This is a genomic window from Methylobacterium sp. J-077, from assembly GCF_022829365.1.
In the GTDB taxonomy this organism is placed as follows: Bacteria; Pseudomonadota; Alphaproteobacteria; order Rhizobiales; family Beijerinckiaceae; genus Methylobacterium.
Genome location: NZ_JAKSYJ010000039.1, coordinates 1 through 20,108 on the forward strand (window position 1 = coordinate 1; position 20,108 = coordinate 20,108).

The 20,108-nt window shown below is 64.2% G+C and carries 31 protein-coding genes; 19 read left to right on the forward strand and 12 right to left on the reverse strand.

The features are described from left to right. The coding region (locus MKL11_RS02065) for a zinc-binding dehydrogenase (RefSeq protein ID WP_243939815.1) at positions 1 to 224 on the forward strand (224 nt) is incomplete at its 5' end. A 507-nt stretch (positions 225 to 731) separates the two neighbouring features. Here the strand turns inward: MKL11_RS02065 and MKL11_RS02070 are convergent. Then, positions 732 to 1,229 (reverse strand): PAS domain-containing protein, encoded by a 498-nt coding sequence (locus MKL11_RS02070; protein WP_243939817.1) that lies wholly within the window; start codon positions 1,227 to 1,229, stop codon positions 732 to 734. Positions 1,230 to 1,292: 63 nt separating this feature from the next. Further along, a complete protein-coding gene (locus MKL11_RS02075) occupies positions 1,293 to 2,054 on the reverse strand; it encodes a hypothetical protein (protein ID WP_243939819.1) in 762 nt (253 codons plus the stop codon). 684 nt (positions 2,055 to 2,738) lie between these two features. Between MKL11_RS02075 and MKL11_RS02080 the strand changes: the two genes are divergently transcribed. From MKL11_RS02080 to MKL11_RS02095, 4 genes are all read left to right on the forward strand, one after another. Next, positions 2,739 to 4,238, forward strand: a complete 1,500-nt coding sequence (locus MKL11_RS02080; RefSeq protein WP_279600195.1) for a DUF2252 domain-containing protein — start codon at positions 2,739 to 2,741, stop codon at positions 4,236 to 4,238. 63 nt (positions 4,239 to 4,301) lie between these two features. Next, positions 4,302 to 4,628, forward strand: a complete 327-nt coding sequence (locus MKL11_RS02085) for an HU family DNA-binding protein (protein WP_243939870.1) — start codon at positions 4,302 to 4,304, stop codon at positions 4,626 to 4,628. Positions 4,629 to 4,762: 134 nt separating this feature from the next. Further along, positions 4,763 to 5,923 (forward strand): YihY/virulence factor BrkB family protein, encoded by a 1,161-nt coding sequence (locus tag MKL11_RS02090; RefSeq protein WP_243939872.1) that lies wholly within the window; start codon positions 4,763 to 4,765, stop codon positions 5,921 to 5,923. 317 nt (positions 5,924 to 6,240) lie between these two features. Then, positions 6,241 to 6,498, forward strand: coding sequence for a hypothetical protein (locus MKL11_RS02095; protein ID WP_243939824.1), 258 nt, complete (start codon positions 6,241 to 6,243; stop codon positions 6,496 to 6,498). 164 nt (positions 6,499 to 6,662) lie between these two features. On the opposite strand, the gene MKL11_RS02100 is transcribed toward MKL11_RS02095, so the two are convergent. The 5 genes from MKL11_RS02100 to MKL11_RS02120 form a co-directional block, all read right to left on the reverse strand. Further along, positions 6,663 to 6,803 carry a hypothetical protein gene (locus tag MKL11_RS02100; protein ID WP_243939826.1) on the reverse strand — a complete coding sequence of 47 codons (141 nt, stop codon included), beginning with the start codon at positions 6,801 to 6,803 and terminating at the stop codon, positions 6,663 to 6,665. Positions 6,804 to 6,955: 152 nt separating this feature from the next. Continuing rightward, positions 6,956 to 7,360 carry a hypothetical protein gene (locus MKL11_RS02105; RefSeq protein WP_243939828.1) on the reverse strand — a complete coding sequence of 135 codons (405 nt, stop codon included), beginning with the start codon at positions 7,358 to 7,360 and terminating at the stop codon, positions 6,956 to 6,958. 87 nt (positions 7,361 to 7,447) lie between these two features. Continuing rightward, entirely contained in the window at positions 7,448 to 8,779 is a 1,332-nt protein-coding gene (locus MKL11_RS02110; RefSeq protein WP_243939829.1) for a hypothetical protein, read from the reverse strand. A 203-nt stretch (positions 8,780 to 8,982) separates the two neighbouring features. Continuing rightward, the gene (locus MKL11_RS02115) at positions 8,983 to 9,267 is read right to left on the reverse strand and encodes a hypothetical protein (protein ID WP_243939831.1); all 285 of its coding nucleotides are present in this window, start codon (positions 9,265 to 9,267) and stop codon (positions 8,983 to 8,985) included. A 129-nt stretch (positions 9,268 to 9,396) separates the two neighbouring features. Further along, positions 9,397 to 9,693 (reverse strand): hypothetical protein, encoded by a 297-nt coding sequence (locus tag MKL11_RS02120; RefSeq protein WP_243939833.1) that lies wholly within the window; start codon positions 9,691 to 9,693, stop codon positions 9,397 to 9,399. Between the two features lie 109 nt (positions 9,694 to 9,802). Here MKL11_RS02120 and MKL11_RS02125 point away from each other — a divergent pair, with 109 nt between their 5' ends. From MKL11_RS02125 to MKL11_RS02180, 12 genes are all read left to right on the forward strand, one after another. Beyond that, positions 9,803 to 10,048: a helix-turn-helix domain-containing protein gene (locus MKL11_RS02125; RefSeq protein ID WP_243939835.1), complete on the forward strand. Its 246-nt coding sequence runs from the start codon at positions 9,803 to 9,805 to the stop codon at positions 10,046 to 10,048. Then, complete coding sequence (locus MKL11_RS02130) at positions 10,045 to 10,362, forward strand: hypothetical protein (RefSeq protein ID WP_243939836.1); 318 nt, start codon at positions 10,045 to 10,047, stop codon at positions 10,360 to 10,362. The genes MKL11_RS02125 and MKL11_RS02130 overlap by 4 nt, the downstream gene beginning before the upstream one ends. After that, positions 10,359 to 10,613 (forward strand): hypothetical protein, encoded by a 255-nt coding sequence (locus MKL11_RS02135; protein ID WP_243939839.1) that lies wholly within the window; start codon positions 10,359 to 10,361, stop codon positions 10,611 to 10,613. Before MKL11_RS02130 ends, MKL11_RS02135 begins: the two co-directional genes overlap by 4 nt. Then, positions 10,610 to 10,774: a hypothetical protein gene (locus tag MKL11_RS02140; RefSeq protein ID WP_243939841.1), complete on the forward strand. Its 165-nt coding sequence runs from the start codon at positions 10,610 to 10,612 to the stop codon at positions 10,772 to 10,774. Before MKL11_RS02135 ends, MKL11_RS02140 begins: the two co-directional genes overlap by 4 nt. A 382-nt stretch (positions 10,775 to 11,156) precedes the next feature. Next, positions 11,157 to 11,639: a helix-turn-helix domain-containing protein gene (locus tag MKL11_RS02145; protein WP_243939843.1), complete on the forward strand. Its 483-nt coding sequence runs from the start codon at positions 11,157 to 11,159 to the stop codon at positions 11,637 to 11,639. Positions 11,640 to 11,746: 107 nt separating this feature from the next. Then, a complete protein-coding gene (locus tag MKL11_RS02150) occupies positions 11,747 to 12,133 on the forward strand; it encodes a hypothetical protein (RefSeq protein WP_243939845.1) in 387 nt (128 codons plus the stop codon). Positions 12,134 to 12,353: 220 nt separating this feature from the next. After that, on the forward strand, positions 12,354 to 12,998 hold the full coding sequence (locus MKL11_RS02155; RefSeq protein WP_279600194.1) for a ParA family protein: 645 nt from the start codon (positions 12,354 to 12,356) through the stop codon (positions 12,996 to 12,998). Positions 12,999 to 13,460: 462 nt separating this feature from the next. Further along, positions 13,461 to 13,745: a hypothetical protein gene (locus MKL11_RS02160; protein ID WP_243939849.1), complete on the forward strand. Its 285-nt coding sequence runs from the start codon at positions 13,461 to 13,463 to the stop codon at positions 13,743 to 13,745. Beyond that, a complete protein-coding gene (locus MKL11_RS02165; protein ID WP_243939851.1) occupies positions 13,742 to 14,620 on the forward strand; it encodes a tyrosine-type recombinase/integrase in 879 nt (292 codons plus the stop codon). Before MKL11_RS02160 ends, MKL11_RS02165 begins: the two co-directional genes overlap by 4 nt. A 3-nt stretch (positions 14,621 to 14,623) precedes the next feature. Continuing rightward, the gene (locus tag MKL11_RS02170; RefSeq protein ID WP_243939853.1) at positions 14,624 to 14,902 is read left to right on the forward strand and encodes a hypothetical protein; all 279 of its coding nucleotides are present in this window, start codon (positions 14,624 to 14,626) and stop codon (positions 14,900 to 14,902) included. A 271-nt stretch (positions 14,903 to 15,173) separates the two neighbouring features. Beyond that, positions 15,174 to 16,154, forward strand: coding sequence for a hypothetical protein (locus MKL11_RS02175; protein ID WP_243939855.1), 981 nt, complete (start codon positions 15,174 to 15,176; stop codon positions 16,152 to 16,154). Between the two features lie 161 nt (positions 16,155 to 16,315). Then, on the forward strand, positions 16,316 to 16,936 hold the full coding sequence (locus tag MKL11_RS02180; protein ID WP_243939857.1) for a hypothetical protein: 621 nt from the start codon (positions 16,316 to 16,318) through the stop codon (positions 16,934 to 16,936). A gap of 4 nt (positions 16,937 to 16,940) precedes the next feature. Here MKL11_RS02180 and MKL11_RS02185 read toward each other — a convergent pair whose 3' ends face one another. Both MKL11_RS02185 and MKL11_RS02190 read right to left on the reverse strand, forming a co-directional pair. Beyond that, complete coding sequence (locus MKL11_RS02185; protein WP_243939859.1) at positions 16,941 to 17,204, reverse strand: hypothetical protein; 264 nt, start codon at positions 17,202 to 17,204, stop codon at positions 16,941 to 16,943. After that, positions 17,194 to 17,622, reverse strand: a complete 429-nt coding sequence (locus MKL11_RS02190; RefSeq protein WP_243939861.1) for a DUF5681 domain-containing protein — start codon at positions 17,620 to 17,622, stop codon at positions 17,194 to 17,196. Before MKL11_RS02190 ends, MKL11_RS02185 begins: the two co-directional genes overlap by 11 nt. Positions 17,623 to 17,809: 187 nt before the next feature. On the opposite strand from MKL11_RS02190, the gene MKL11_RS33510 reads away from it, so the two are divergent. Both MKL11_RS33510 and MKL11_RS02195 read left to right on the forward strand, forming a co-directional pair. Further along, on the forward strand, positions 17,810 to 18,076 hold the full coding sequence (locus MKL11_RS33510; RefSeq protein WP_409565798.1) for a PilZ domain-containing protein: 267 nt from the start codon (positions 17,810 to 17,812) through the stop codon (positions 18,074 to 18,076). A 291-nt stretch (positions 18,077 to 18,367) separates the two neighbouring features. Then, positions 18,368 to 18,505 (forward strand): hypothetical protein, encoded by a 138-nt coding sequence (locus MKL11_RS02195; RefSeq protein WP_243939862.1) that lies wholly within the window; start codon positions 18,368 to 18,370, stop codon positions 18,503 to 18,505. Positions 18,506 to 18,606: 101 nt separating this feature from the next. Here MKL11_RS02195 and MKL11_RS02200 read toward each other — a convergent pair whose 3' ends face one another. The 3 genes from MKL11_RS02200 to MKL11_RS02210 all read right to left on the reverse strand — a co-directional run. Continuing rightward, the gene (locus tag MKL11_RS02200) at positions 18,607 to 18,942 is read right to left on the reverse strand and encodes a hypothetical protein (RefSeq protein ID WP_243939864.1); all 336 of its coding nucleotides are present in this window, start codon (positions 18,940 to 18,942) and stop codon (positions 18,607 to 18,609) included. 349 nt (positions 18,943 to 19,291) lie between these two features. Further along, entirely contained in the window at positions 19,292 to 19,663 is a 372-nt protein-coding gene (locus MKL11_RS02205) for a hypothetical protein (protein ID WP_243939866.1), read from the reverse strand. A gap of 162 nt (positions 19,664 to 19,825) precedes the next feature. After that, the coding region (locus MKL11_RS02210; RefSeq protein WP_243939868.1) for a hypothetical protein at positions 19,826 to 20,108 on the reverse strand (283 nt) is incomplete at its 5' end.

Here is a 20,108-nt window from a genome sequence, read left to right on the forward strand (position 1 = left end):
CCACCGCGATCCAGATCGCCAAGCATGTCGGCGCCAAGGTCTTCGCCACTGCGGGCTCGGCCGAGAAGTGCAAGTTCTGCGAGGAGCTCGGGGCCGATGCGGCGATCGACTACAAGCAGGCCGACTTCGCCGAGGAGATCAGCGATTATTCTGCCACCTCGGTACAGCATCGAAGATCTGTCTCTGGAACAGCAGCTTCAGGACGCCGAAGCGGGATCCGATAGCGGGTCGACTTTGCTCAGCAGTCGACCTGCAGCGCTCTGCCTGGTGGATGCACTGATCGATCTGAGCCACACCTTCGCGCGCGCCGTCGCGGAGGTCTGCGTTGATAGCCTCGATCCGTGCGTCGCAACTCGGTGCGCGCGCATCCAGATGAGCCAGGATCGCGGCCAGCTCAGTCCGATGCCCGCGGAGCTTCCCTACAATAGCGTCGAGCCGCGCAACCGAGAGATTCGGGGCTTGCCCCTCGACCAGCAGTTCCGCTGCCAGTGCGTCGAAACCAGCGAGCGCAGATGCCTGATCACGCTTCAGCCGGAGGGGAACGATCATCCCGTGCATGGTGCAATCAATCGGCGCGTCGCTCAGAGGTGCCGCCATAGGTAATAATAATACGTATCAATCCTTACTTACAACTTAACGCATCTATTTAATTTTCAAATTACATGAAAGCAGATGCATCTTATCCCTGACTCTGCAGTATTCACAGAACCGTGACCCACAAAAATTACAACTTATGCGTGCTCAAAGATGCTGAGCGCGTGCAGTGCCCCGGTTAAGGCGTCGTTACTTACGCTGGCCGGTTCGTAGCGGCCGGCGGCGCTTCCGGTGGGGCGCCCGATCCGCCGGATCACCTCACGCTCGAACGAGACGAAGTTCTCGATGCGCCCATCAGCGGCACGCAGCGGCCGGCAGTCGATCTCAGCCCGGTAGTTGGTGCCATCAGCGCGGTAGTTGGCGAGATAGCCATGAAAGCGCTCGCCGGCGGCCAGGGCGCGATGGAAGGTGTCGAGCGTCTCCCGGCGGGTTTCCCGGCCTTGCATGAACCGGGGGCTGTGCCCGACGATGTCGTCGAGTTCGCGTCCGACGAGGCGGCTGAAGGCGGCGTTGGCGTACAGGATCGTGGGGCCGGGTGGCTCGATCATCGGATCCGTGATGACGATGCTGATGGCAGTGTCGTGGGCGAAGGCACGGATCAGTTCGAAAGCTGTCATCGCATGGCAACGCTGCAACCGTCACGAAGCTGCGCTGGGCGTGCAACCATCTCGTTCTTCATATCGATCACCTGCAGACCGTCACCGCATGGCTCGGACACCTCCACCACCCGCTCGGATTCTCAGCTGGCCTGATCGGTCGAGGTCGCCAGCCGCTTGTCGGCAGCCCTTCTTCGATTCCGCATCCACAACCTGCCTCTGTGGATCTCCCCTATCCGTGGGGTGAATCGGTTTGCACCCTATGCTGCCCCAGAGCGCCGGGGCCGCGGATCGCCCTCCCCGCCGAAGCCAGGCTAACCACTCGCGGCTGATGATGCGGACCACGTTCGGATCCGACTTCCGGCCTTGGTGGCGTCGCTCCTGGATGGTCAGCAGGCCGTCGCCTTCCGCCAGCCGGATCGCGGCCTGCGCGAGTCGTCGGCAGACGCCCGCCCGTGCCGCGATGGCGTCGATGCACAGCCCGCAGGCGCCGTTGCGCGCCATCTCGTCGCCGACGATCCGCAGGACCGAGAGCTGCCCGGTGGTGAACCGGGATCCGAGTGCGGGCGGCATGGGGCCGGAGAAGGCCAGCCGGCGGCGGCGCTCGATGGCCACGGATCGCTCAGGAGCCCGCTGGAGGCGCTTGGCGGGGAACAGCGTCACGCGGCCAAGCGGAATGCCAACGGGCGCCACGGCCTCGCGTACCGCATTCCTGCGGGTATGCAGCGTCTCGGCGAGACCCTGCGCTTCTGTGTCGGTGACGGTCTCGGCGGCGTGAGCCTGCCAGATCTTGCGCGACAGGTCGTCGAGCTGCGCCAGAGTTCGCGCGCCCTCGATCGCCGACCGCATGGTGGCGTGAAACATCGAACCCGGTCCCTCACGGGCCGCGGCTAGGGTCCAGGCAAAGCCTTCCCGTTGACGGAAACAGGTTCCGTCTTGACACCCCGGGGGGTCTCATGGCTTGTGGGGAGCAGGAACGCGGGCCCCACAAGGCCTCAGGATTTTCGAAGGCCTCACCCTTGCCGGGGTGGGGCCTTTGGCTTTTCAGGGTCTATCTCGCGGCGATGGTCTCCTGAATTGCCGGCTCTCGACTCGCCAAGGCGGGTCCGGCCGGAACGGTCCATGTCGACCGGCAGGCACGGTTAAGTCAACGTTGGGACCCGAGTCGGCGGCTGGCGCATTTCCGATGGTGCACACAGGGCTCCATTGAGCATGATCGCGCCAACCCCATCGGATATCGGTCGCACGGTCGCATACCGTGACCACCCGAACACGAACCCCGAGCTGGGTATCGTGACGTCCTTCGACAGGTTCTTCGTGTTCGTCCGCTATGGCGCCGACCCGCACAGTCGGGCGACCAAGGCCAGTCACCTCGAATGGGCTGGCTCCGCCTCATCAAATCGCTCGCGTGGCTGATCGAAGAACTAGTCGAGGCTCTGTGCCTGACGCGACTGGCGGCCAAGGGTGTGCGATTAAGCCCACGTTCGTTCAAGGCGTTTATTCCGTGGTCAGGCCGTTAACATGGTCTGGAACGGACAGGCGGTGTCGATGGAACGGTCAACGCATCCTTTGGACACTTCGCCCGCGGGAGACGATAGGCAGGACGCGGTGGTTGAGGCTGCTGAAGAAGCAGTGCTAGAGCCATTGGCTGACTTCCCACGCATCGACCTACGAACAGGCGTAGAGCCGTGGGACAAGCGTCGTGCCGCGGGGAAAACCCTCCGGCTTGAACTTCCGCATGCCGCTCACGCTGCACTAGAGATTGGTACCGATCGCCCTGACCCGGTAGCGCTGATTGAGAAGGCCCACGAGGGGCGGCAGTCACACCTAATCCCCCTACGCGTCGCCCGCATGGCATCCTCGTCGTTCGCGTTCCTACGGGGCGCAGCTCAGGTCATGGCATGGGACCTCGCTCAGGGTCCGCGCGGTGCGATCCAGGTGGTGATGAACGGCGATGCCCACATCTCGAATTTCGGGCTGTTCGGCTCGCCACAGGGCGACGTCGTACTCGATCTTAACGACTTCGACGAAGTAACAGTCGGGCCATGGGAGTGGGACCTGAAGCGGCTCTGCGCCAGCATCGAGGTCGCGGCGCGGGACGCTGGCGCAGCCGTGCGTGAGCGTCGCCAAGCGGTGTTGAGCGCTGTCTCAGGCTATCAGCACACGATGGACGATCTAGCTCCCCGTGGATCCCTCGACGTATGGCAGCGGGCAGCCAGAGCCGACGATCTTGAGTTCACCGGCATCGAAATCGACACGCATTCACAAGCCGTCGTGCGCAAAGCCGTCGAGAAGGCACGCCGCAAGAATAACAAAAACCTACTCGATCGTGTTGGCGAGCGACGAACCGATGGCGGTTGGCGCTTCCGCGAGGAGCCGCCGATCCTCGCCCGAGTCAACGAGGCTACTCGTCAGGGCGTCACCTCAGGCTTGGAGCACTACGCCGAAACCCTGCCGCGCGAGCGCCGGTTCATGCTCAGCCGCTATCACGTCGTGGATGTGGCTCACCGGGTCGTCGGGGTCGGCAGCGTCGGGGCGCGGGCCTACGTCGCGCTGCTGTGCGGTAACTCGGACCAGGACGTTCTCTTCCTGCAGGTGAAGGAGGCGGTTCGCCCAGCTCACGCGCCCTACCTGCGCGGCATGCCGGAACCCTACGCAAGTCACGAGGGCGAGCGGGTAATTTACGGCCAACGCCTGCTTCAAGCGGTCGGCGACCCGCTACTCGGCTGGACCACCATCGACGGCCGTCCGTTCTACGTCCGCCAGATGAAGAATATGAAGGGTGAGATCCCGGTGGCCCGCATGGTTGGGCAATCGCTCTCCTTCTTTACCCATGCCTACGGAGCGCTGCTCGCTAAGGCGCATGCTCGAACGGGCGACGCCGCGGCGATCGCCGGGTACTGCGGCCATGATGGGCGTGCCGACCTACGCGAAGCTCTCGCGGACTGGGCACACGCTTACGGCGATCAGAATGAGGCAGATTATCAGGCATTCCGGACTGCCATCGCCTCCGGCCGGCTTCATGCTGCCGCGGATCCACACTTATAGTGTGGTATGTGCCACGCCTGTTAGGTCGACACATACGTCGCGGCGAGGCCTCTGTGTATGGGCATGATCCGATCTGAGCTCGTCGCCCTCATCGCGGAGCATAACTCCCACCTTTACGCCAAGGACGTCGAGGCGGTGGTCGATGCCATCCTGGACCGCATCGCCCGCGCCCTGGCAGATGGCGATCGTGTCGAGCTGCGGGACTTTGGCGCGTTCGGGACGAAAGAGATGCGCCCCCGCACCGGCCGCAACCCGCGCACGGGGCAGAGCGTCGCCGTCGCGGCCAAGCGGAGTGTCCAGTTCAAGCCAGGCAAGGGCATGCGTGCCCGGCTGAACCTCAGGCCGGCGGACCAGGAGCGCGAGACAGAGCGGCTGCAGCAGGCCTCTTAACCGCACTGATCCAGCCTCAATCACAGAGCTAACGCACCATCTTCTGCAATGCAGTTTGACGGCGCGTCGTTGTGGGGGCGATCTTCCGCGTGGCGGCGATCTTCGACATCCGTCCGCGAGGTAGTGACCCGGCCATGGCCTCTCTCCCCTCGAACCCTGGACCATCCCGCGAGCCTGGGGGACAAGCCTCGACGGTCTGGACTCTGGCGCTCGCCACCGCCCTCCTCGGTCTCGTAGCGCTGCCGCGGCGCGCAACAACGCATAAACTCAGCGGCGCCCAGGATGAAGGCAATGCGCGCCAGACTTCTCCCTCTCATTCCGGCCACGAGGCCCACGAGGTAGCCCGCACTCAGGCCGATCGTGGGCGTCAAGCCACGCGTCCGACCGAGATCCCAGCGAAAGGCTGGAAGGACATCGCCCTGCGTACCTACCGTGATGTGGGCGAGAACCGGATCACGCTGGTGTCGGCCGGCGTCACCTTCTTCGCCTTGCTGGCGATCTTCCCCGCCATCGCCGCCCTGGTGTCCGTCTACGGTCTCGTGGCGGATGCTTCGACCATCAACGATCAGCTCGCCAGTCTGCAGGGCATCATGCCCCAGGGCGCCCTCGATATCCTCAGCGACCAGGTCAAGAACCTGAACGAGAAGGGCAATGCGACGCTCGGCCTAAGCCTACTTCTGAGCGTCGTCCTGTCGGTGTGGAGTGCCAACGGTGGGATGAAGCACATCTTCGACGCGCTCAATCTCGTCTACAACGAGCGGGAAAAGCGCAATTTTGTCGTCCTCAACCTCGTCTCGTTGGCGTTCACGGCGGGCGCGCTGCTGTTCCTGATCCTGGCGCTCGTCGCCGTTGTCGTGCTGCCGGTGGTGTTCGAGTTCATCGGCATCGGCAAGGACGCGTGGTGGCTGGCTCTGCTGCGTTGGCCTGCGCTCCTGTTCGCCGTGCTCGGCGGCTTGGCGGTGCTGTACCGCTATGCACCGAGCCGAGATGCGCCACGCTGGCACTGGGTCACCGGGGGCAGTGCCGTCGCAGCGGTGCTCTGGCTCGGGGGCTCGCTGCTGTTCTCATGGTACGTCGCCCACTTCGGCAGCTACAACAAGACCTATGGGTCGCTGGGCGCGGCGATAGGGTTCATGACTTGGATCTGGATCTCAACGATCATCGTGTTGCTGGGTGCGCAGGTGAACGCCGAGATGGAGCATCAGACCGCCGAGGACACCACGGTGGGCGAGCCCCAGCCGCTGGGCACACGAGGAGCAAAAATGGCGGACAGCGTCGGCGCTGCTGCAGAGTAGCTGTCCTCTTCAGGGTTCGGGGCTGGCCCCGCGATCCCGACTCGCATCCTCAGTGGGCCGTTGGGCATATGGTGAACGGCCCTCGGCTCGGTTCGCAGCGATGCGCTCGCGCAGCAGAACGGCGCGGCGCGCGATCGCTTCCGCGTCGCAGGTTCGACAGGGGCCGCCACGACCGGCGGCGTGGCAGTTGCTGGTGTTTTGGCAGGACCGGCGGGGCATCACGGCTACCATAGTAACCTGGATCAGTTCCGGCTACGTCCAAGCGGCAGACGCCCAGCGATCTAGTCCTGCCGAGCTTGCTGGCGTATTCCCCCGGCATGGCCAAGCGCACGAAGCAGTTGCCCCAGGGTCGCGGCACCGTCCTGTTCGATGTCGTATTCGAGGATGGCAGTCGGGCCTCGAACCGGCGCGTGCCGATGGAGATCCTGAGCGGCCTCGACGGCGATCAGCCGGCACGCGATCTCATCGAGCAACAGGAAGCTGAGGTTGCCGAGAAGGCTGGTCGGGCGCCACGAGTGATCCAGAGCCTGACGCGAACGGCCAAGTCGGAGCCGAAGACCGAGCGTGACCAGTGACATCGCCAGATCCTGAGCGGCCGCCCGGTTCGGATGAGGTGCAAGAGGGGAGGAGCACCCTCGGCTGCTTGTCTCAACCGGGGTCCGAACCAAGCGGCCTGACCGCGCGCGCCAGGTAAGAACGAGCGGCTGGGTGATGAGGATGCAGCGGAGGAAGTGAGGGTTCAAGCGTCACTCATGACGCGTTTTGCCGACGTCAGCAGGATCGCCCGCACCTGCCGGACGTGCTCGGCCTCAGGCAGGCCGGGCAGCAGCGCCGCGATGGCATCGTGCAGCCGCAGCGATTTCCGCATCAGGCGCAGCAAGCGATCGTCGCCGAGGCCAGCGCCCCGCCTGATGAGAGCGTGAGCCCGAAGGTCGAGGAAGCGCACCCGCGCCACCAGGACCGCGAGGCGGCCGGCGTCAGTCCAGGGCAGGCGCTGCGCAGACGCCCGGCAGATGGGAAGCTAGACCGGCATCAGCGGCCTCCAACCATTTCAAGCAGCGCCACGCCGACGGCCGCGATGACGTTGCCGCGGCCCTGCCATGGCAGGATGATCGCCTCGGGGATGTCAGCCGCCACTTCCGGCAGCACGGTCTCGAGCACCTCTATCTCGCGGTCGGCATCGTTGCCGCGCATCCAGACCACCTGGCTGCCGGCGTGGTTCTCCGGCGCAGCCAGAGACGGTTCGGCGTCGGCGCCGTCCTCGAGGTCCGTATCGCCGTCCATGCGGTCCAGAACCGCGATGATGCGGTCGGCCGCGTCGAGGGCGACCTGTGCGGCCGCCTCCAAGCTGGCACGGAGGGTGGGGCCGTTCAGGGGCTCGGGGCTCGCCGGTTCGGGCGAGCGCGCGCGAGGTGTGAAGGTGAGCACGTCGCCCATGGGTCAGGTCTCGGGGTGTGATGGGATTGCCCGGCGGGATCCGGTCGGGGCGGTACGCACGGCTACGAAAGGGCGGGAGGGCGCCGGTCAGCGCCGCGCCTGCTCAGCGGCCCAGGCCGCGAGGTCCTGGATGAAGCCCGCAGTTTCGGCGTCGTCGCCGTTCTCGATGATGCGTTCAGCCACGAGCCCGAGCCGGATCTTTCGGTCCCAGAAAGTCGCCGGCCGGCGGCTCTGCATCTCGGCGGCGGCTTTGCCCTCGACGGTGGTGAGTTCGTCCGCGAGCCAATGCAGCAGCCTGCCGGCTGCATTCTCCGCGCAGCATTCCATGCAAGACATGGCGTAGGCGACGCTCGAGAGCTCGCGCATCCTCTCGTGGATGGCTCGCAGCTCCTCGATGTTGGTGGAGGCGAAATCGACTTGGTCGACGATGTTCGACTTCGCGGGGCTTGGCGACAGTGTGTCGAGGTGCAGTTCCCGGCGAATGCGCCTGATGTCTTCGACCGTGGTCTCCGGACTTACCCGGCGATGAAATTCGGCCCACGCGGCCCCGCGGAGCCGGGCGAGATCCCGCGCGATACCGTCGGCAACCGGGACGAAGCTAGAGGGCTCAAGGGCGGGTGAGGCCATGAACCCGGGCGGCGGGTCGTACCAGTCGACGGCGGTCGGCGCCGTAAACGCCAGGATGTCCCGCACGAGGCCCTGCCCCAAACCGAACACCCACTCGACGTCGATGTCATCGCTGCGCTGAGCGACGCGGGCCTTGAGGCGCAGGCCGGCGAGCGAAGCGGCCGGCAGATCCGCGATCCGCTCCTCGATCTTGAAGAGCGCAGTCCCCGCCTCGCCTGACGCTTCTTCGGCAGAGGCGACGCCGGTCCGCTCGCGCCAGTCCTCCTTCTGCTGAAACCAGGCGCGCCACTCAGGTCCGGCACCAGCCGGCGCGGGACCCGGCCAGCCGTCCTCGCTGGCGGTCTCGCCGATCAGGCTCTCTTCGTCCGACAGCCGCTGATAGAGGTCGACCGCCTCCTCCCATGCCGGGACGAGCGCCACCAGTTCGTCGTCGCTACGCCGGCGCAGGGCTGAAGTGGCTGGCTCAATGCCAGTGCGGATCGCCTGGGCGGCCTCGAAGGCGCGATCATGCCGGAACGTCAGGGCGTGTATGGCATCGGCACGCAGCTCGCGCCGGATCCTGGCCTCCCAGGCTTCGTGCTCGTCGCCCGATAGGGGGTTGGCTTCGATGATGCGGCGGCGGCCGATCTCGCCCTGGACGTGGGCGTGCATCTGCATCGCGTTGAAGCCGACCCAGTGGGCCATCGGACGGCGCGAGACCTTCCCGGTGGCGTCGGCGTAGGAGACCGTGCCGTCGCGGTGGTCGATGCCGCTGACGGCCAACACGCCGCCGGCGAGCCCGGCCTGCGCCACCTGGGCGTCGTGCGTCGGCTCGGGCGCCGAGGGCTCGGCCTGGGGCTTGGGCGCGGGGATGCTGGCCCGCAACTCGGCGGCGCGCTCCCGAAGGCTCGGGCGCTCGGGGTCGCGGCGGATCAGGTTCTTGAGAGAGCTACGGAGAGACATCGCGGGATCCTCGATGCAGGTTTGCAGGGATTACGGGTTGCAGGTTTGAAGGATCAGAGCAGGGTGGCGAGGCCGGTCAGCACCATGCCGCCGCCGATGATGAAGGCCGCGGCCAGCAGCTCGCCGGCGGTGTCGAGGAAGCGCAGGCTGCGGCTGTGCGCGGTGTCCGGCCGGACCGGCGTCACGGCCTGCCAGGGCTCGATCTCGCCCGGGACCGGCTCGTTCGGCAGGTTCAGGTAGCGGGGATCGACCGGGATCCGGCGGCGCACTGTGCCGGTGGCGGCCGTGCTGCGGACCGGAGCGGGCTGGCTGAAGTCGGGGATGCGGGCGTGCGTCATCGTTCGGGCTCCGGTGAGGGCTCGTGGCGGTGGTCAGAAAGGGGAGGGTCGACTCAGTCGCCCAAGTGTCTGGGCGGTCTCGGCTTTCAGGCGCTCAGGGGCCCGAAAACGGCTTCTGGACTCATGCTATCAGTGCGCAGCCATGTGGCGGGCCATCTTGGCGGCGCGCCACGCGGCGGTGAGGCAGACGGACATGGCCTCGCCCCAGGTGCCGCCGAACCGCTCCTGATGGGCGCGGGCGGCGGAAGCGGCAGCCGACATGATGGCACCGCGGTCGAACTGGCCAGCGGCGAACAGCGGCCTGCGGGTGGTGCGCACCGTCAGGTCGATGCGAGCCTTGGCGGACAGGAGGCCGGGGGCGATCGCCGGCCGGCTGTCGCGGCCGGCGCGGTCGATGGTGGTCCAAGAGACGGTTCGGCGGGACATTGCAAACCCAACTGACTAGGTCTAGTTCCTAGTCAGGTATGAGCCCTTCCCCCCATACCGTCAATAGTCTACTATGAAAAAAACCTAGCCAGGCAGGATCAGAGCGGCGATGTTGACCACGGGCAACCAACTGCGAGCGGCGCGTGCGCTCGTCGGGATGGATCAAGGGACTCTGGCGGATCGGGCAGGGGTGAACATCAACACGATCGGCGCCATGGAAAAGCGGGGCGCGTCCGGGCTTGTGAGTGGCCTCGACAAGGTACAGGCCGTGATGCGCGCTCTGGAGGCCGAAGGCGTCGAGTTCCTGAACCACGGCGAGCCCGGCGTGAAGCTGCGCCGTAAGGATCCGGCATGACCGTCGAACTCGCCTCCCCCGAGCGGCTTTCCGAGGTCCTGCGCCTTTGCACCGTGCTCTCAGATCGTGCGCTCGACGCGCTGATCACGGGTGGGGCAGTGCCTGCGGAGCAGACCGTTGCACTGGCGAAGGCCGCACGGCTCCTGCAGGATCACGGTGTGGAATGGCCACCGCTGCTGACCCACGTGATGTACGAGCTCGCGGACAAGGATGGTCGATCGGGGCCAGAGCCAGCGGCAGAGCCATCGGACGGCGTTGACCTGCAAGGCCTGACCCGCTTCTTCGCCGGTTTCCGCACCAAGGAACAGCAGTGACCTACACTGTGGAGCAACTGGCGCCCGGCAGCTACGATGTGCTGCTCGACGGCGTTGTGATCGCGGGCTTGGTGCGCAGCGTTCACCGCAGCGGCACGAGCGACACATGGCAAGTCGAGTTGCTCGATGAGATGCCGGCGGCCGAGCGCCCAGCACCGTTCGCGAACCAGCGGCACGTGTTCAAGCCGCGCCCGACGGCGCTTGAGTGGCTCGGTATCCAAGAAACAGCAACTGCGGAGCCAGCTGGATGAGCATGATCAAGGGTCGGCTGCTGGCGATCGGCGTTGCGGTCGTGCTCGTAAGCGTCGAACGCACGCTTGAGGCGGCCGGCCTGGAATACGCGTTCGAGGACTGCGCTGTTGCAGCTGTCACGGCGGCTGTGGCCGTAGCCGCCGCGGATCTTCGATCATGATCCCCAGCCTAGAGTTCATCCCCGAGAACGGCGGTGGGGCCGGGATCCGGTTCCGGAAGCGGAAAGGGTGAACACTAACCCCTTGCGGGGTGTACGCCCAGGGCGTACATTAGGGCATGGAGTTCGACTGGGACCCAGACAAAGAGGCCGAGGTGCGCGCTGAGCGCGGACATGGCTTTGTCGTTCCCAGCCGGATCTTTGCTGGGCGTGTAGTTGAGTGGCCGGACGATAACCACGGCGACGACGAAGCCTTCCAGATGATCGCCGTTGGCCGGGCTGAACGGCGGATCTGGACCGTCGTGTATGAGGACCGCGAGGATGACGCTGGACCTTATCGTTGGATCATAACGGCTTGGCCCTCAGAGACATGGGAGCGCGAACGATGGCACGCAGGAGCTTGAGCGACATCATGGCGTCCGCCCCGGACATCGACACGGAGCGGTTGGACGCGACGACAGACGAGGACATTCGTCGGTACAAGGCAGCCGAAGGATATGACGCTGAAAATGGATCGGCCGGACAGATCCTAAGCGTTCCAGCGGCGGCAGAGCTGCGCGAGCAGATGAAGCTGACACAGGGCGCGTTCGCGCGCCTGCTCCGCATCCCAGTGGCAACGCTGCGCAACTGGGAACAGGGCCGAAAAATGCCTGACCCGGCCGCGCGAACGTTGCTGGCACTGATTGCAGCCGACCCGGTGAATGCTCAGCGCATCCTCGCGGGTGAAGCTCGGCACTCTCAGGCATCCGCAACCGACACGCCTGACGTCATTCAGACAGCGGTGACTTTCGCTCGCCTTGTCGGCGCCAGAACGGCTGAGCCGGCGAACGTCAACCATACCCTTGATGGAGCTCGAGCTCTCGCCTGATTTCCGGTGATCAAATGACGAATGAGCCAATCAAACCGACTACAGAAGCGCCTGTCGTTTCCGAGCCCGCAAGGAAGCCCCCTGCAGCACCAGAACGAGATTGGTTCTTGCTTGAGTATATCCGCCTTGCGGAAGCTGGCATTGAGCAGGGCATTACGCTTTCAGTCGGCGGTAGCCTTGTAACTGGAACGCTTGTCTCGGGTCAAAAATTTTTTGATTTACTTGGCAAAGAAATACTAGACGCTAAATCCAAATCCATTGGTGACACGCAGATATACGAAAATCTAAAGTCAAATTATGATTACTTTGGTAAGATGCTGAGCGAGGTAAAAGATAACCCAGATGATCCCGTACCTTTGAGAAACTACGTCCATTTGATGAGCGCCCGAATGCTATTTGGCAACCACAGCGTGCCGACATCTGGCGGGATGCTGTGGAGGGGCAAAGTTCAGGCCGTCGACGCGTTCTTTTGCGGGCTGATTACCAAGGGTTGAGAGCGCTGCAAGTCACAAATCGCTCTTCTGCGAGAATGTGACCGAAGGGCCGGGCGGCCATATCATCACGGCTCGCCCGGCCTTGCGCAAATCCGACCGCACCGCGGCTGGCGGTGTGATAGATGCCGCTCCGGACGCGGGAAGCCAATCGAATCGACGTCATGACGCAGCTACGGACTGACGCAGCTACGTCATTACGTACTTAAGCAATGAGGCACTGATGCACGTCGTTGTTGTGGCGAGCCAGAAGGGCGGCGCGGGCAAAACCTCGCTGATGCGCAGCCTCGCGGTGGCGACGCACCAGGCCGGGCACCCGACCGCGCTTCTCGACACGGACCCGCAGGGCTCGCTCACAAGCTGGTGGAACCGGCGCGAGGATCCGCAGCCGGCGCTCGTGCGGATCGAGGTCGCCGACTTCCAGGCCGGCGCCGAGCGGCTGGCCGCGGCCGGGATCGAATTTCTGTTCGTGGACACCCCGCCGTCCGTGCGCCCCGAGCTGCGAAGCCTGCTCGCGCACGCCAGCCTCGCGGTCGTGCCGGTTCGCCCCTCCCCCGATGATCTCGACGCCGTGGGCGATACCCTGGCGCTGATCGAGGAGGCCGGCTGCCCGTTCGTGTTCGTGCTGACGCAGGCCAAGCCGCGGACCAGGCTGCAGATGCAGGCCGTGATGGCACTGGCGAAGCACGGCAAGCTCGCGCCGACCATCGTCCACGATCGAACGGACTTCCCGACCGCTGCCATCACCGGCAAGGCCGTGACGGAGTTCGAGCCCGAGACCGCGGCAGCGCGCGAGGTGAAGGAAGTGCTTGAGTACGTACTGACGCAACTGCGTAAGGACGCAGGCAAGGCAAAGGCGGGACGCTGAACATGGCAGGCAAGCAACCCCCGTCCCTCGATGGGCTGATCCAGGCTAAGGGCGCGCCTCGGCCGTCCGAGGTGCCGCAGCGGGGCGAAGCGCCAGGCCCGGCCGCTCCTGCCCCTGCGCCTCCCCCGCCGGCTCCATCCCGCCCGGCCTCGGATGCGGAGCCCCGCACGAAGTCGCTCACGCTCCGGCTGTCCGAACCACGATACCAGCGGCTCCGGCGGTTCGCGTTCGATCGGGACGCCAGCCATCAAGAGGTGATCGAAGCGGCGCTGATGGCCTACCTTGAGCGCGAAGGCGGCTGAATCCTTGCCGCATCCGAGTGGGTGCGTGCCTACGTCATTACGTAAGCACGTAGCTGCGCACTGACGTACCTGCGGGCTTGCCTCGGGCGGCCCGATCCGGCATCTTGGGCGAACGCAAGACAAGAGATATTATCTTGCGTTGGCATCTGCGAGGCACGCCGTGTCCGACATTACCCCGATCATCGACGCCGTGAAGCGGTTCGGGCGCGACGCCGAACAGGCCGGTGGCCGAGTGGTCGCTTGGCCCACGATCGATCCGACCTTTCGGGTCTCAAGGTTGGAACACGAGGGCGACCACGTCCTGCTCTACGGCACCGACGACAGGGGCCGTGAGGCGATGCTGATCATTCCAGCCCCGCAATTCGGTCTCTGCATGGCTTTTGAGCCCGGACAACCCGAACGCGGATCCTTTGGGTTCGTGCACCATAAGGGGGATGACATTTGAGCACCGCGCTTGTCCCCGTTGCCGATGCTGTCGAAGCCCTGCCACCGGCGCAGGCAGACGACGACGCGCAGATGGTGCGGTTGTGGCTGGCTCGATCGGCGAGCCCCAACACACGCCGGAACTATGAGCGCGAGGCACGGCGCTTCCTGGAGCATGTCGGCAAGCCGCTCGGCTCGGTACGAATGGGCGAGCTGCAGGACTACCTCGCTGGCCTGCCGGGCTCGTCGGCCACGGTGGCGCTCGCCGCTTCGGCGCTGAAGTCGCTGTTCACGTTCGCCCAGGAGGTCGGGTTCCTGCGGTTCAACATCGGCGCGGCCGTGAAGGTGCCGCCGATCAAGAACACCCTGGCCGAGCGGATCATGTCCGAGGCCGACGCGCTGCTGATGATCCGGCAGGAGCCGGTCCTGCGAAACCGGGTGCTGCTGACTGTGCTCTACGGCGGCGGCCTGCGCATTTCCGAGGTCTGCGGTTTGCGTTGGCGGGATCTCACGAACCGGGATGAAGCCGGGCAGGCGACCGTTTTCGGCAAGGGCGGCAAGACGCGGGTCGTGCTGCTGTCGGCCTCGACGTGGAAGGTGCTCACAGCACTGCGCGGCGAGGCGCCGGCCGACGCGCCTGTATTCCTGTCGCGGAAGGGTGGGGCGCTCGATCCGAGCGCAGTTCACCGGGTGGTGAAGGCGGCTGCGGCGCGCGCCGGCCTGCCGGGCGAGGTCTCGGCGCACTGGCTGCGGCACGCCCACGCCTCGCACAGCCTAGACCGCGGGGCGCCGATTCATCTCGTGCAGGCAACGCTCGGGCACGCCTCGGTGGCGACGACGGGGCGCTACCTGCATGCGCGGCCGTCGGAAAGCTCGGCTCGGTTCCTGGGGGTGTAGGCCATGCTCAGCGACCAGATCCGCGCCGCCGGCATCATCGCCGAGAACGTCGTTTCGTCACTGGAGCGGCTGGACGGGGGCGGTCTCGCAGCACAGCCCCGGGAGGCGGCGATCGGCGGGCTTATGCGTGAACTCGTGGCGGTGATGCCGACGCGGTTCGACGGCGTGCTGGCAGCGGCCTGCAATCGCTACCTCGCCACCCTGCCGGATCAGGGCTGGGCTGGGCCGCGGGTCGAGACGATCAGCATGGTCGATGGGTCGGTGACGATGCGGGGAGGGTAGACGATGGCCGGCTACATTGAGCGGGCGAACGCCTTCAAGGGGCACTCGGGGAGCGGGTTTCTATGATGTCCAATCTCAACTTCTGAGAGGCTATCGCTTGACCTTGTCGTTTCGCGATGAACGGATGCCCCAGAAACAGCGCGAGCGCCGCGCCCGCAAGAAGTCCGAGCAGTTCTCAGGCTAGGGCCGCGATCGGCAGAAGTGTGGTTGGTATCGGATGCGGCACAGCAAGGGGCGTGCGGAAATGCAGCGATGTCTTTTGGCTTTCTGCATGGTGGTGCTGACCCAGCAAGTCCTGCCTGCTCATGCGAACATCGATAAACAAGAAACAGAGGCGGCGGCGAGGATAAATGTCGAAGTAGCGAACGCCGCCACGATGAGAATGAACGCTAAGCTGCATGAAAATTTCGAAACGATTGATCTCCTGCTTGCGCAAGCTATATCGACGCTCAATCAATTAAAAAGTGCCGATAGATCGGGAAATCCTTATTATTTCGCAAGGGACGAGGATCTGCGTCGAGCAAAAGACGTTTATGAGAGGTTAGTTACGGACTTAACGATATTAAAATCCCATACCGCTGAGACTAAGAAGCGTGACGACGCGGAAGCCGAGGGCAATGCTCACGTCACCGAGGATCTTGCAAAAGTAAAATCATTCGAGGGGGAGCTATCAAGGGATGATCCGCGAGATGGTGATATTCCCGACCTCTACCGAGAGATAACAACTATATACAGAAACGCTGAAGTGCCGGCGCTCGATGGCACCCATAGATACAAAGCCGCAAGCCCTAGCAAGGTAGCAGAGCTACTCCGCGCCTACGCCCCCCTCGTAGAAAAAGTGAAGAAGCTACAGGAGCTTGACACAGCTAGAGAAACTAGGAAGAAGCAGGCCGAGGATGACTCAGCCCGTATTGCTCGTGGAGAGCCTACTTCCGAAGGAGCGGCGACCCTATCACTGATGTCGTACTACATCATTGCGGACATCTGTGCATCTCGGGGATACGCTTTCGATAGCAATGAGGTTGCTGGCATCAAAGGAAGCCTAGCGAAGCGGCTGGACGATAATCGCGTACCCCAGCAGGCTCGCGATAAGACATGGCAGGCAATGCAAGCGGGACTCAACGCCACTGGGTTTCGGACGATGCCGGATACAGATGTTTCGCGCGAGTGCGCCAACTCCAAGCAATCGGCGTTCTACCTTTTCCCCGACGTCTTCAATCGGTCGAACGCGACGCCCAAGAACCCCTTCTGACCTGACCTGGGGCTAGTTGGGCACCGCGCGGACCTCGCCCGCATCATGGATCAGTCGGGCCACCGGAACGCCGACACGGTGCTGGGCTACATCCGCCGGGTCAACGCCTTCAAGGGGCACAGCGGGAGCGGGTTCCTATGAGCACGGTAAGCGCGCCGAGCATGACCCAGTGGCTCGCCCCGCAGATCATGCCGCTCTTCGACAAGATCCGCGACCTGTGCGGACCCGAAGAAGATACCGGCATCAGCATTGCCGGCATCGTGTTCCGCGAGGACGGCCCGGGCATCGCGGCCGCGCTCGGCTTGGACAACGCCATCGTGGTCATACTCGACCTGGCGGCTGAAACGGATCAGGACTGGGCGCTACTAGAATTGGCGCACGAGCTGACGCACTGCCTCGTCCCTAGCCTCGAAGGTCGCGCCTTGATGATGGAGGAGGGCGCTGCGGTGATGCTCAGCCTGACGGCGCCGGTCTTTCAGACGGAAGAATTTGGGGTCCAGGCTCTCACCGACCTCATGGAGATGCCAGAGCGCGGAAACTATGCCGAAGCTCTCTCCGCCGTCACCGCCCTGCTGAAGATCGACGGGGCCGCGATCCGCAAGCTGCGAGCCGCTCAACCGGACTGGAAGACGCACACGGCCGAGTTGATCCGGCAGGTGCTCCCCGACGTGCCTGAGGACTTGGCGGCGGTCCTGAGCGAGCAGCGGGAGATGCACACCCCGTGGATGCCAAGCGACTGGTGGCACCGTCAGCATCCTACATGCGCCAGCCCTGGCGCATGATCTCCTACTGCGCCGCCTTCTGACGCTGCTGCGCCTGCCAGTCGGCGATGAACGTCTCGATCTGGCCGGCCATTTCCTTGTCGGCCGGCATCGGCGACTCGCGCAGGTTCGTGACCATGGCGCCGAAGGACAGCCACTCGGACGCCATGCCGTTCAGGCCCGCCACGATCTGCCGGTCTAGGTCAGCGTCGGACAGGCCGGACAGAGCGCCGAACCGGGGATTGGCCTCTATCTTGGCGAGGCGGGCCTCCAGGAGCTTACAGTACATTTCCCATCGCCTCCTCAATGCGGGCGAGCCGCCGGTCCAGATCCACCGCCTTGATCGCCTCGACGTGCACGCCGACAGCCGCGCTGACGTCACGGGCTTCGCTCGGGGTCAGTTCGCCGTCGGCCACCGCCTGCATGAGCTTCGCGGTGGCGATCGGCACATCCTCGATCTTCGCGATCACCGGCATATCGAACTGCACCACGCGGTCCTTGCGGGGCGGGCACAGCCGGTCGAGGCACAGCCGTAGCGCGGGGCCGTCGCCGTCCAGCGCCATCTCGACAGCCTTACGGGTCAGAGCCTCTGCCTCACCGTCTAGGATCGCCTCGACGGCTTGGGTGGTGCGGTTGCGAGCGCCTTTCGGCCGGCCCCCAGGGTTGCCGCTCTGGCCAGGTTCGAACGCCTTGCCTTCGCCTCGCATCGGTCGTGTCCGTCATCCGAGCTGGCTGTAAATACAGCCGGGAAACAGCCAGGTTGGCTGCGATGTCAAAGAATATAGCACTGGCTATCAGATTTCACGTCACTTTGTGAATGACAGGCGTCGGCCTTCGCCTCACGGTGCGCGACAGCATTTGCTCAACCTCTGCGCCCTACCGTGACGGAGGGGGATGAGATGCAAGGCGTGGCCGGTGTCCGATCTTCCCACTCGTTCCGCACGTAGCCCTGTCTCAAAGGTCGCGGTCATCTCGCACGGCGGATGGATGGCCGGGTGCACCGTCGCCGACATCTCGGTCAGCGGCGCACGATTGCTGGTGTCCCGGCTCGAGGCAGTACCGGATCAGTTCGAGCTGGCCACCGACCTATCTGGAGGTTCGCGTCGGTGCCGTGCGGTGTGGCGCGAGGATGGACAAATCGGTGTCGAGTTCATCTCCTGACGCACCTCAGTTTTCGACGCCCACATCGCCGTCAGCCCCGACGGGTTGCAATTGGTTAATGAATGGTTAAGCTTGCTACCTAATTACTCACAAGGGAGGCGGCTATGAAACCAATCTATCCGCAGCGCGAGGACCTCTTGAAGGTCCCGCATTCTACCGCGATAACAGTTCGTCCGCCGCACGAGGATGAAATCCTCCAGGAGCAAATGCGACGACTGCACAACGCTCGTGCACGCCAGCGTACTGCTCGCCGCCACCTGACGGCGCGGCCGTTCATCTGAGGGCTGCGCCGTGCTGGACTACGCCCTTTTCGTCTGTGTGATCGTCGCGGTTGGTGGAACGGGCGCCCGGATCAGCATCGCCCTGACTGCACTCACGCCTCGTCCCCAACGCATCGAATGGGATGATCCTGTCGAGGCAGATGCGTGACGTAACCAGCCCCGTCACGGCCGCTTCGAAGCTGGCGACACCATCTCGATGCCAAAATTTCCCACTCGCGGGCGCGCATGCGCGAGGCAGCGTCATGGGCGCTATCCAGATAGCCCCGTCCAGGCCTCACGGATGAGCGCCAGGCGCCGTTCTGCACGAGCGGGATCCACATCCCCAACCTGGTGCAGCACGGCCTCCATGGCCTCGTGCCCGCCGAGCGCTGCCGCAGCCTCACCCTGCCGGCGCATAGCCGAACGGTGAGCCCTCATGGCGGGCCCGGCCTTCGGGCCGGTCTCGATCGCCTCGAGGGTGATGACCAGGGCCGACACAATCGGGGCGACCTCGCGCCAAGTTGAGGTGGGCGGCTGCTCGGGCCCGGCCTGCGGTGTCTGGCTGGGCGCTGGCGCAAGGAAGCTGGTGGTCAGCGGGGGTTTCATGGCCTGGATCTGCTCCCTGGGCTGCAATCGCGCCGTAGACTCACCGATCCCAGCCCACGCGGTCTCGAGCGCTATGGCATGCCAGCCGGGATGTGCCGGGTTCATCTCCGCGATCTCTACCTGAAGAGCAATGAGGTCCTCGCTTGGGTAGGCAGCGTGGATCGCGTGAGCGATGCGGCGCAGCTCGGCCCAAGGCGGTGCCGATCGGGCCAGAGGTGCAACCGGCGACATCGATGGCATCAGCTCTATGCTCGATGTTACAGGGGCTTAATGAAATCAGACATTTAGCCGCTGCAAGCCAGACAGCCGAAGTTTTTTTGTCGAACCGTCTGGCTCTTGCAGAGGTTTTTCAGCCGTGTTGGCGACGGTGGCCCTGGTTATATACACATACGCCTCGACAAGCTACGCTGGCATCCTCTCTATCGAAGGTCCAATTAGTCTCGATGCATCCATCGTTGGTATTTATGTCGCTAAGTAACTCTACTTTTATGGTCTGAGTTCTAGATAATTCGTCTGTGTACTCAACAAGTATCTCGTCATCTCTTATATCAAAATGTCTATGCAGTAAGTTTACTCCAAATCTACCTAGAGCGTTATGCTTTGCTAAAACGTCTTTGATCTCATTCAGTACGGCATAATCACTATCGGTGATTTTGGGCACGTCTCCAATATCTGGAAGATTTGCCCATTGAGTCGGGCGGATAACTAATTGTGCGTCCATCGCTTATCCCTCATCAGTAGCCCCTATTGGGACAACTGAGTAATAATTCTTTCAGTATCAGTGTCGAATCATTTGCTCATATGGCTCTCAAATCAGTCTTCACAAATTTACGATTGAATGACGCGCCCGAAATCCGCTCCTATCTGGTGAGGAAGGAAGTGCTCAATTTTTGATCTCTAGCTCACACACCAACGCCTCCATCTCCTCGTCGGTGAAGGCGACAGCACTGCACCACTGGTAGTGGATCGCCAGCGGCATGGCGTAGCTCGGCACCGTGTAGGTCCCGAGTGCGTCGCGCCGGACCTCCCCGCCCTGGTCGATCAGCAGCCCGTCGTCGAGCAGGCGTCGCAGGGTCTTCGGCGAGCAGCCCGGAGGCTCACCACAGCCGACGCGGTCGAGGGCGCGGCGCTCGGCCGAGGTGCGGCCGGGGTGGGTCATGCGGTCT

Bases quoted from the DNA above. Each gene is read 5' to 3' on its own strand.
- MKL11_RS02200 (WP_243939864.1), bottom strand. From the start codon at position 18,942: ATGAAACCCCCGCTGACCACCAGCTTCCTTGCGCCAGCGCCCAGCCAG.
- MKL11_RS02180 (WP_243939857.1), top strand. From the start codon at position 16,316: ATGACCCAGTGGCTCGCCCCGCAGATCATGCCGCTCTTCGACAAGATC.
- MKL11_RS02145 (WP_243939843.1), top strand. From the start codon at position 11,157: ATGGCACGCAGGAGCTTGAGCGACATCATGGCGTCCGCCCCGGACATC.
- MKL11_RS02090 (WP_243939872.1), top strand. From the start codon at position 4,763: ATGGCCTCTCTCCCCTCGAACCCTGGACCATCCCGCGAGCCTGGGGGA.
- MKL11_RS02185 (WP_243939859.1), bottom strand. From the start codon at position 17,204: ATGTACTGTAAGCTCCTGGAGGCCCGCCTCGCCAAGATAGAGGCCAAT.
- MKL11_RS02095 (WP_243939824.1), top strand. From the start codon at position 6,241: ATGGCCAAGCGCACGAAGCAGTTGCCCCAGGGTCGCGGCACCGTCCTG.
- MKL11_RS02190 (WP_243939861.1), bottom strand. From the start codon at position 17,622: ATGCGAGGCGAAGGCAAGGCGTTCGAACCTGGCCAGAGCGGCAACCCT.
- MKL11_RS02130 (WP_243939836.1), top strand. From the start codon at position 10,045: ATGACCGTCGAACTCGCCTCCCCCGAGCGGCTTTCCGAGGTCCTGCGC.
- MKL11_RS02175 (WP_243939855.1), top strand. From the start codon at position 15,174: ATGGTGGTGCTGACCCAGCAAGTCCTGCCTGCTCATGCGAACATCGAT.
- MKL11_RS02105 (WP_243939828.1), bottom strand. From the start codon at position 7,360: ATGGGCGACGTGCTCACCTTCACACCTCGCGCGCGCTCGCCCGAACCG.
- MKL11_RS02170 (WP_243939853.1), top strand. From the start codon at position 14,624: ATGCTCAGCGACCAGATCCGCGCCGCCGGCATCATCGCCGAGAACGTC.
- MKL11_RS02155 (WP_279600194.1), top strand. From the start codon at position 12,354: ATGCACGTCGTTGTTGTGGCGAGCCAGAAGGGCGGCGCGGGCAAAACC.
- MKL11_RS33510 (WP_409565798.1), top strand. From the start codon at position 17,810: ATGAGATGCAAGGCGTGGCCGGTGTCCGATCTTCCCACTCGTTCCGCA.
- MKL11_RS02125 (WP_243939835.1), top strand. From the start codon at position 9,803: ATGTTGACCACGGGCAACCAACTGCGAGCGGCGCGTGCGCTCGTCGGG.
- MKL11_RS02205 (WP_243939866.1), bottom strand. From the start codon at position 19,663: ATGGACGCACAATTAGTTATCCGCCCGACTCAATGGGCAAATCTTCCA.
- MKL11_RS02120 (WP_243939833.1), bottom strand. From the start codon at position 9,693: ATGTCCCGCCGAACCGTCTCTTGGACCACCATCGACCGCGCCGGCCGC.
- MKL11_RS02140 (WP_243939841.1), top strand. From the start codon at position 10,610: ATGAGCATGATCAAGGGTCGGCTGCTGGCGATCGGCGTTGCGGTCGTG.
- MKL11_RS02085 (WP_243939870.1), top strand. From the start codon at position 4,302: ATGATCCGATCTGAGCTCGTCGCCCTCATCGCGGAGCATAACTCCCAC.
- MKL11_RS02080 (WP_279600195.1), top strand. From the start codon at position 2,739: ATGGAACGGTCAACGCATCCTTTGGACACTTCGCCCGCGGGAGACGAT.
- MKL11_RS02075 (WP_243939819.1), bottom strand. From the start codon at position 2,054: ATGTTTCACGCCACCATGCGGTCGGCGATCGAGGGCGCGCGAACTCTG.
- MKL11_RS02115 (WP_243939831.1), bottom strand. From the start codon at position 9,267: ATGACGCACGCCCGCATCCCCGACTTCAGCCAGCCCGCTCCGGTCCGC.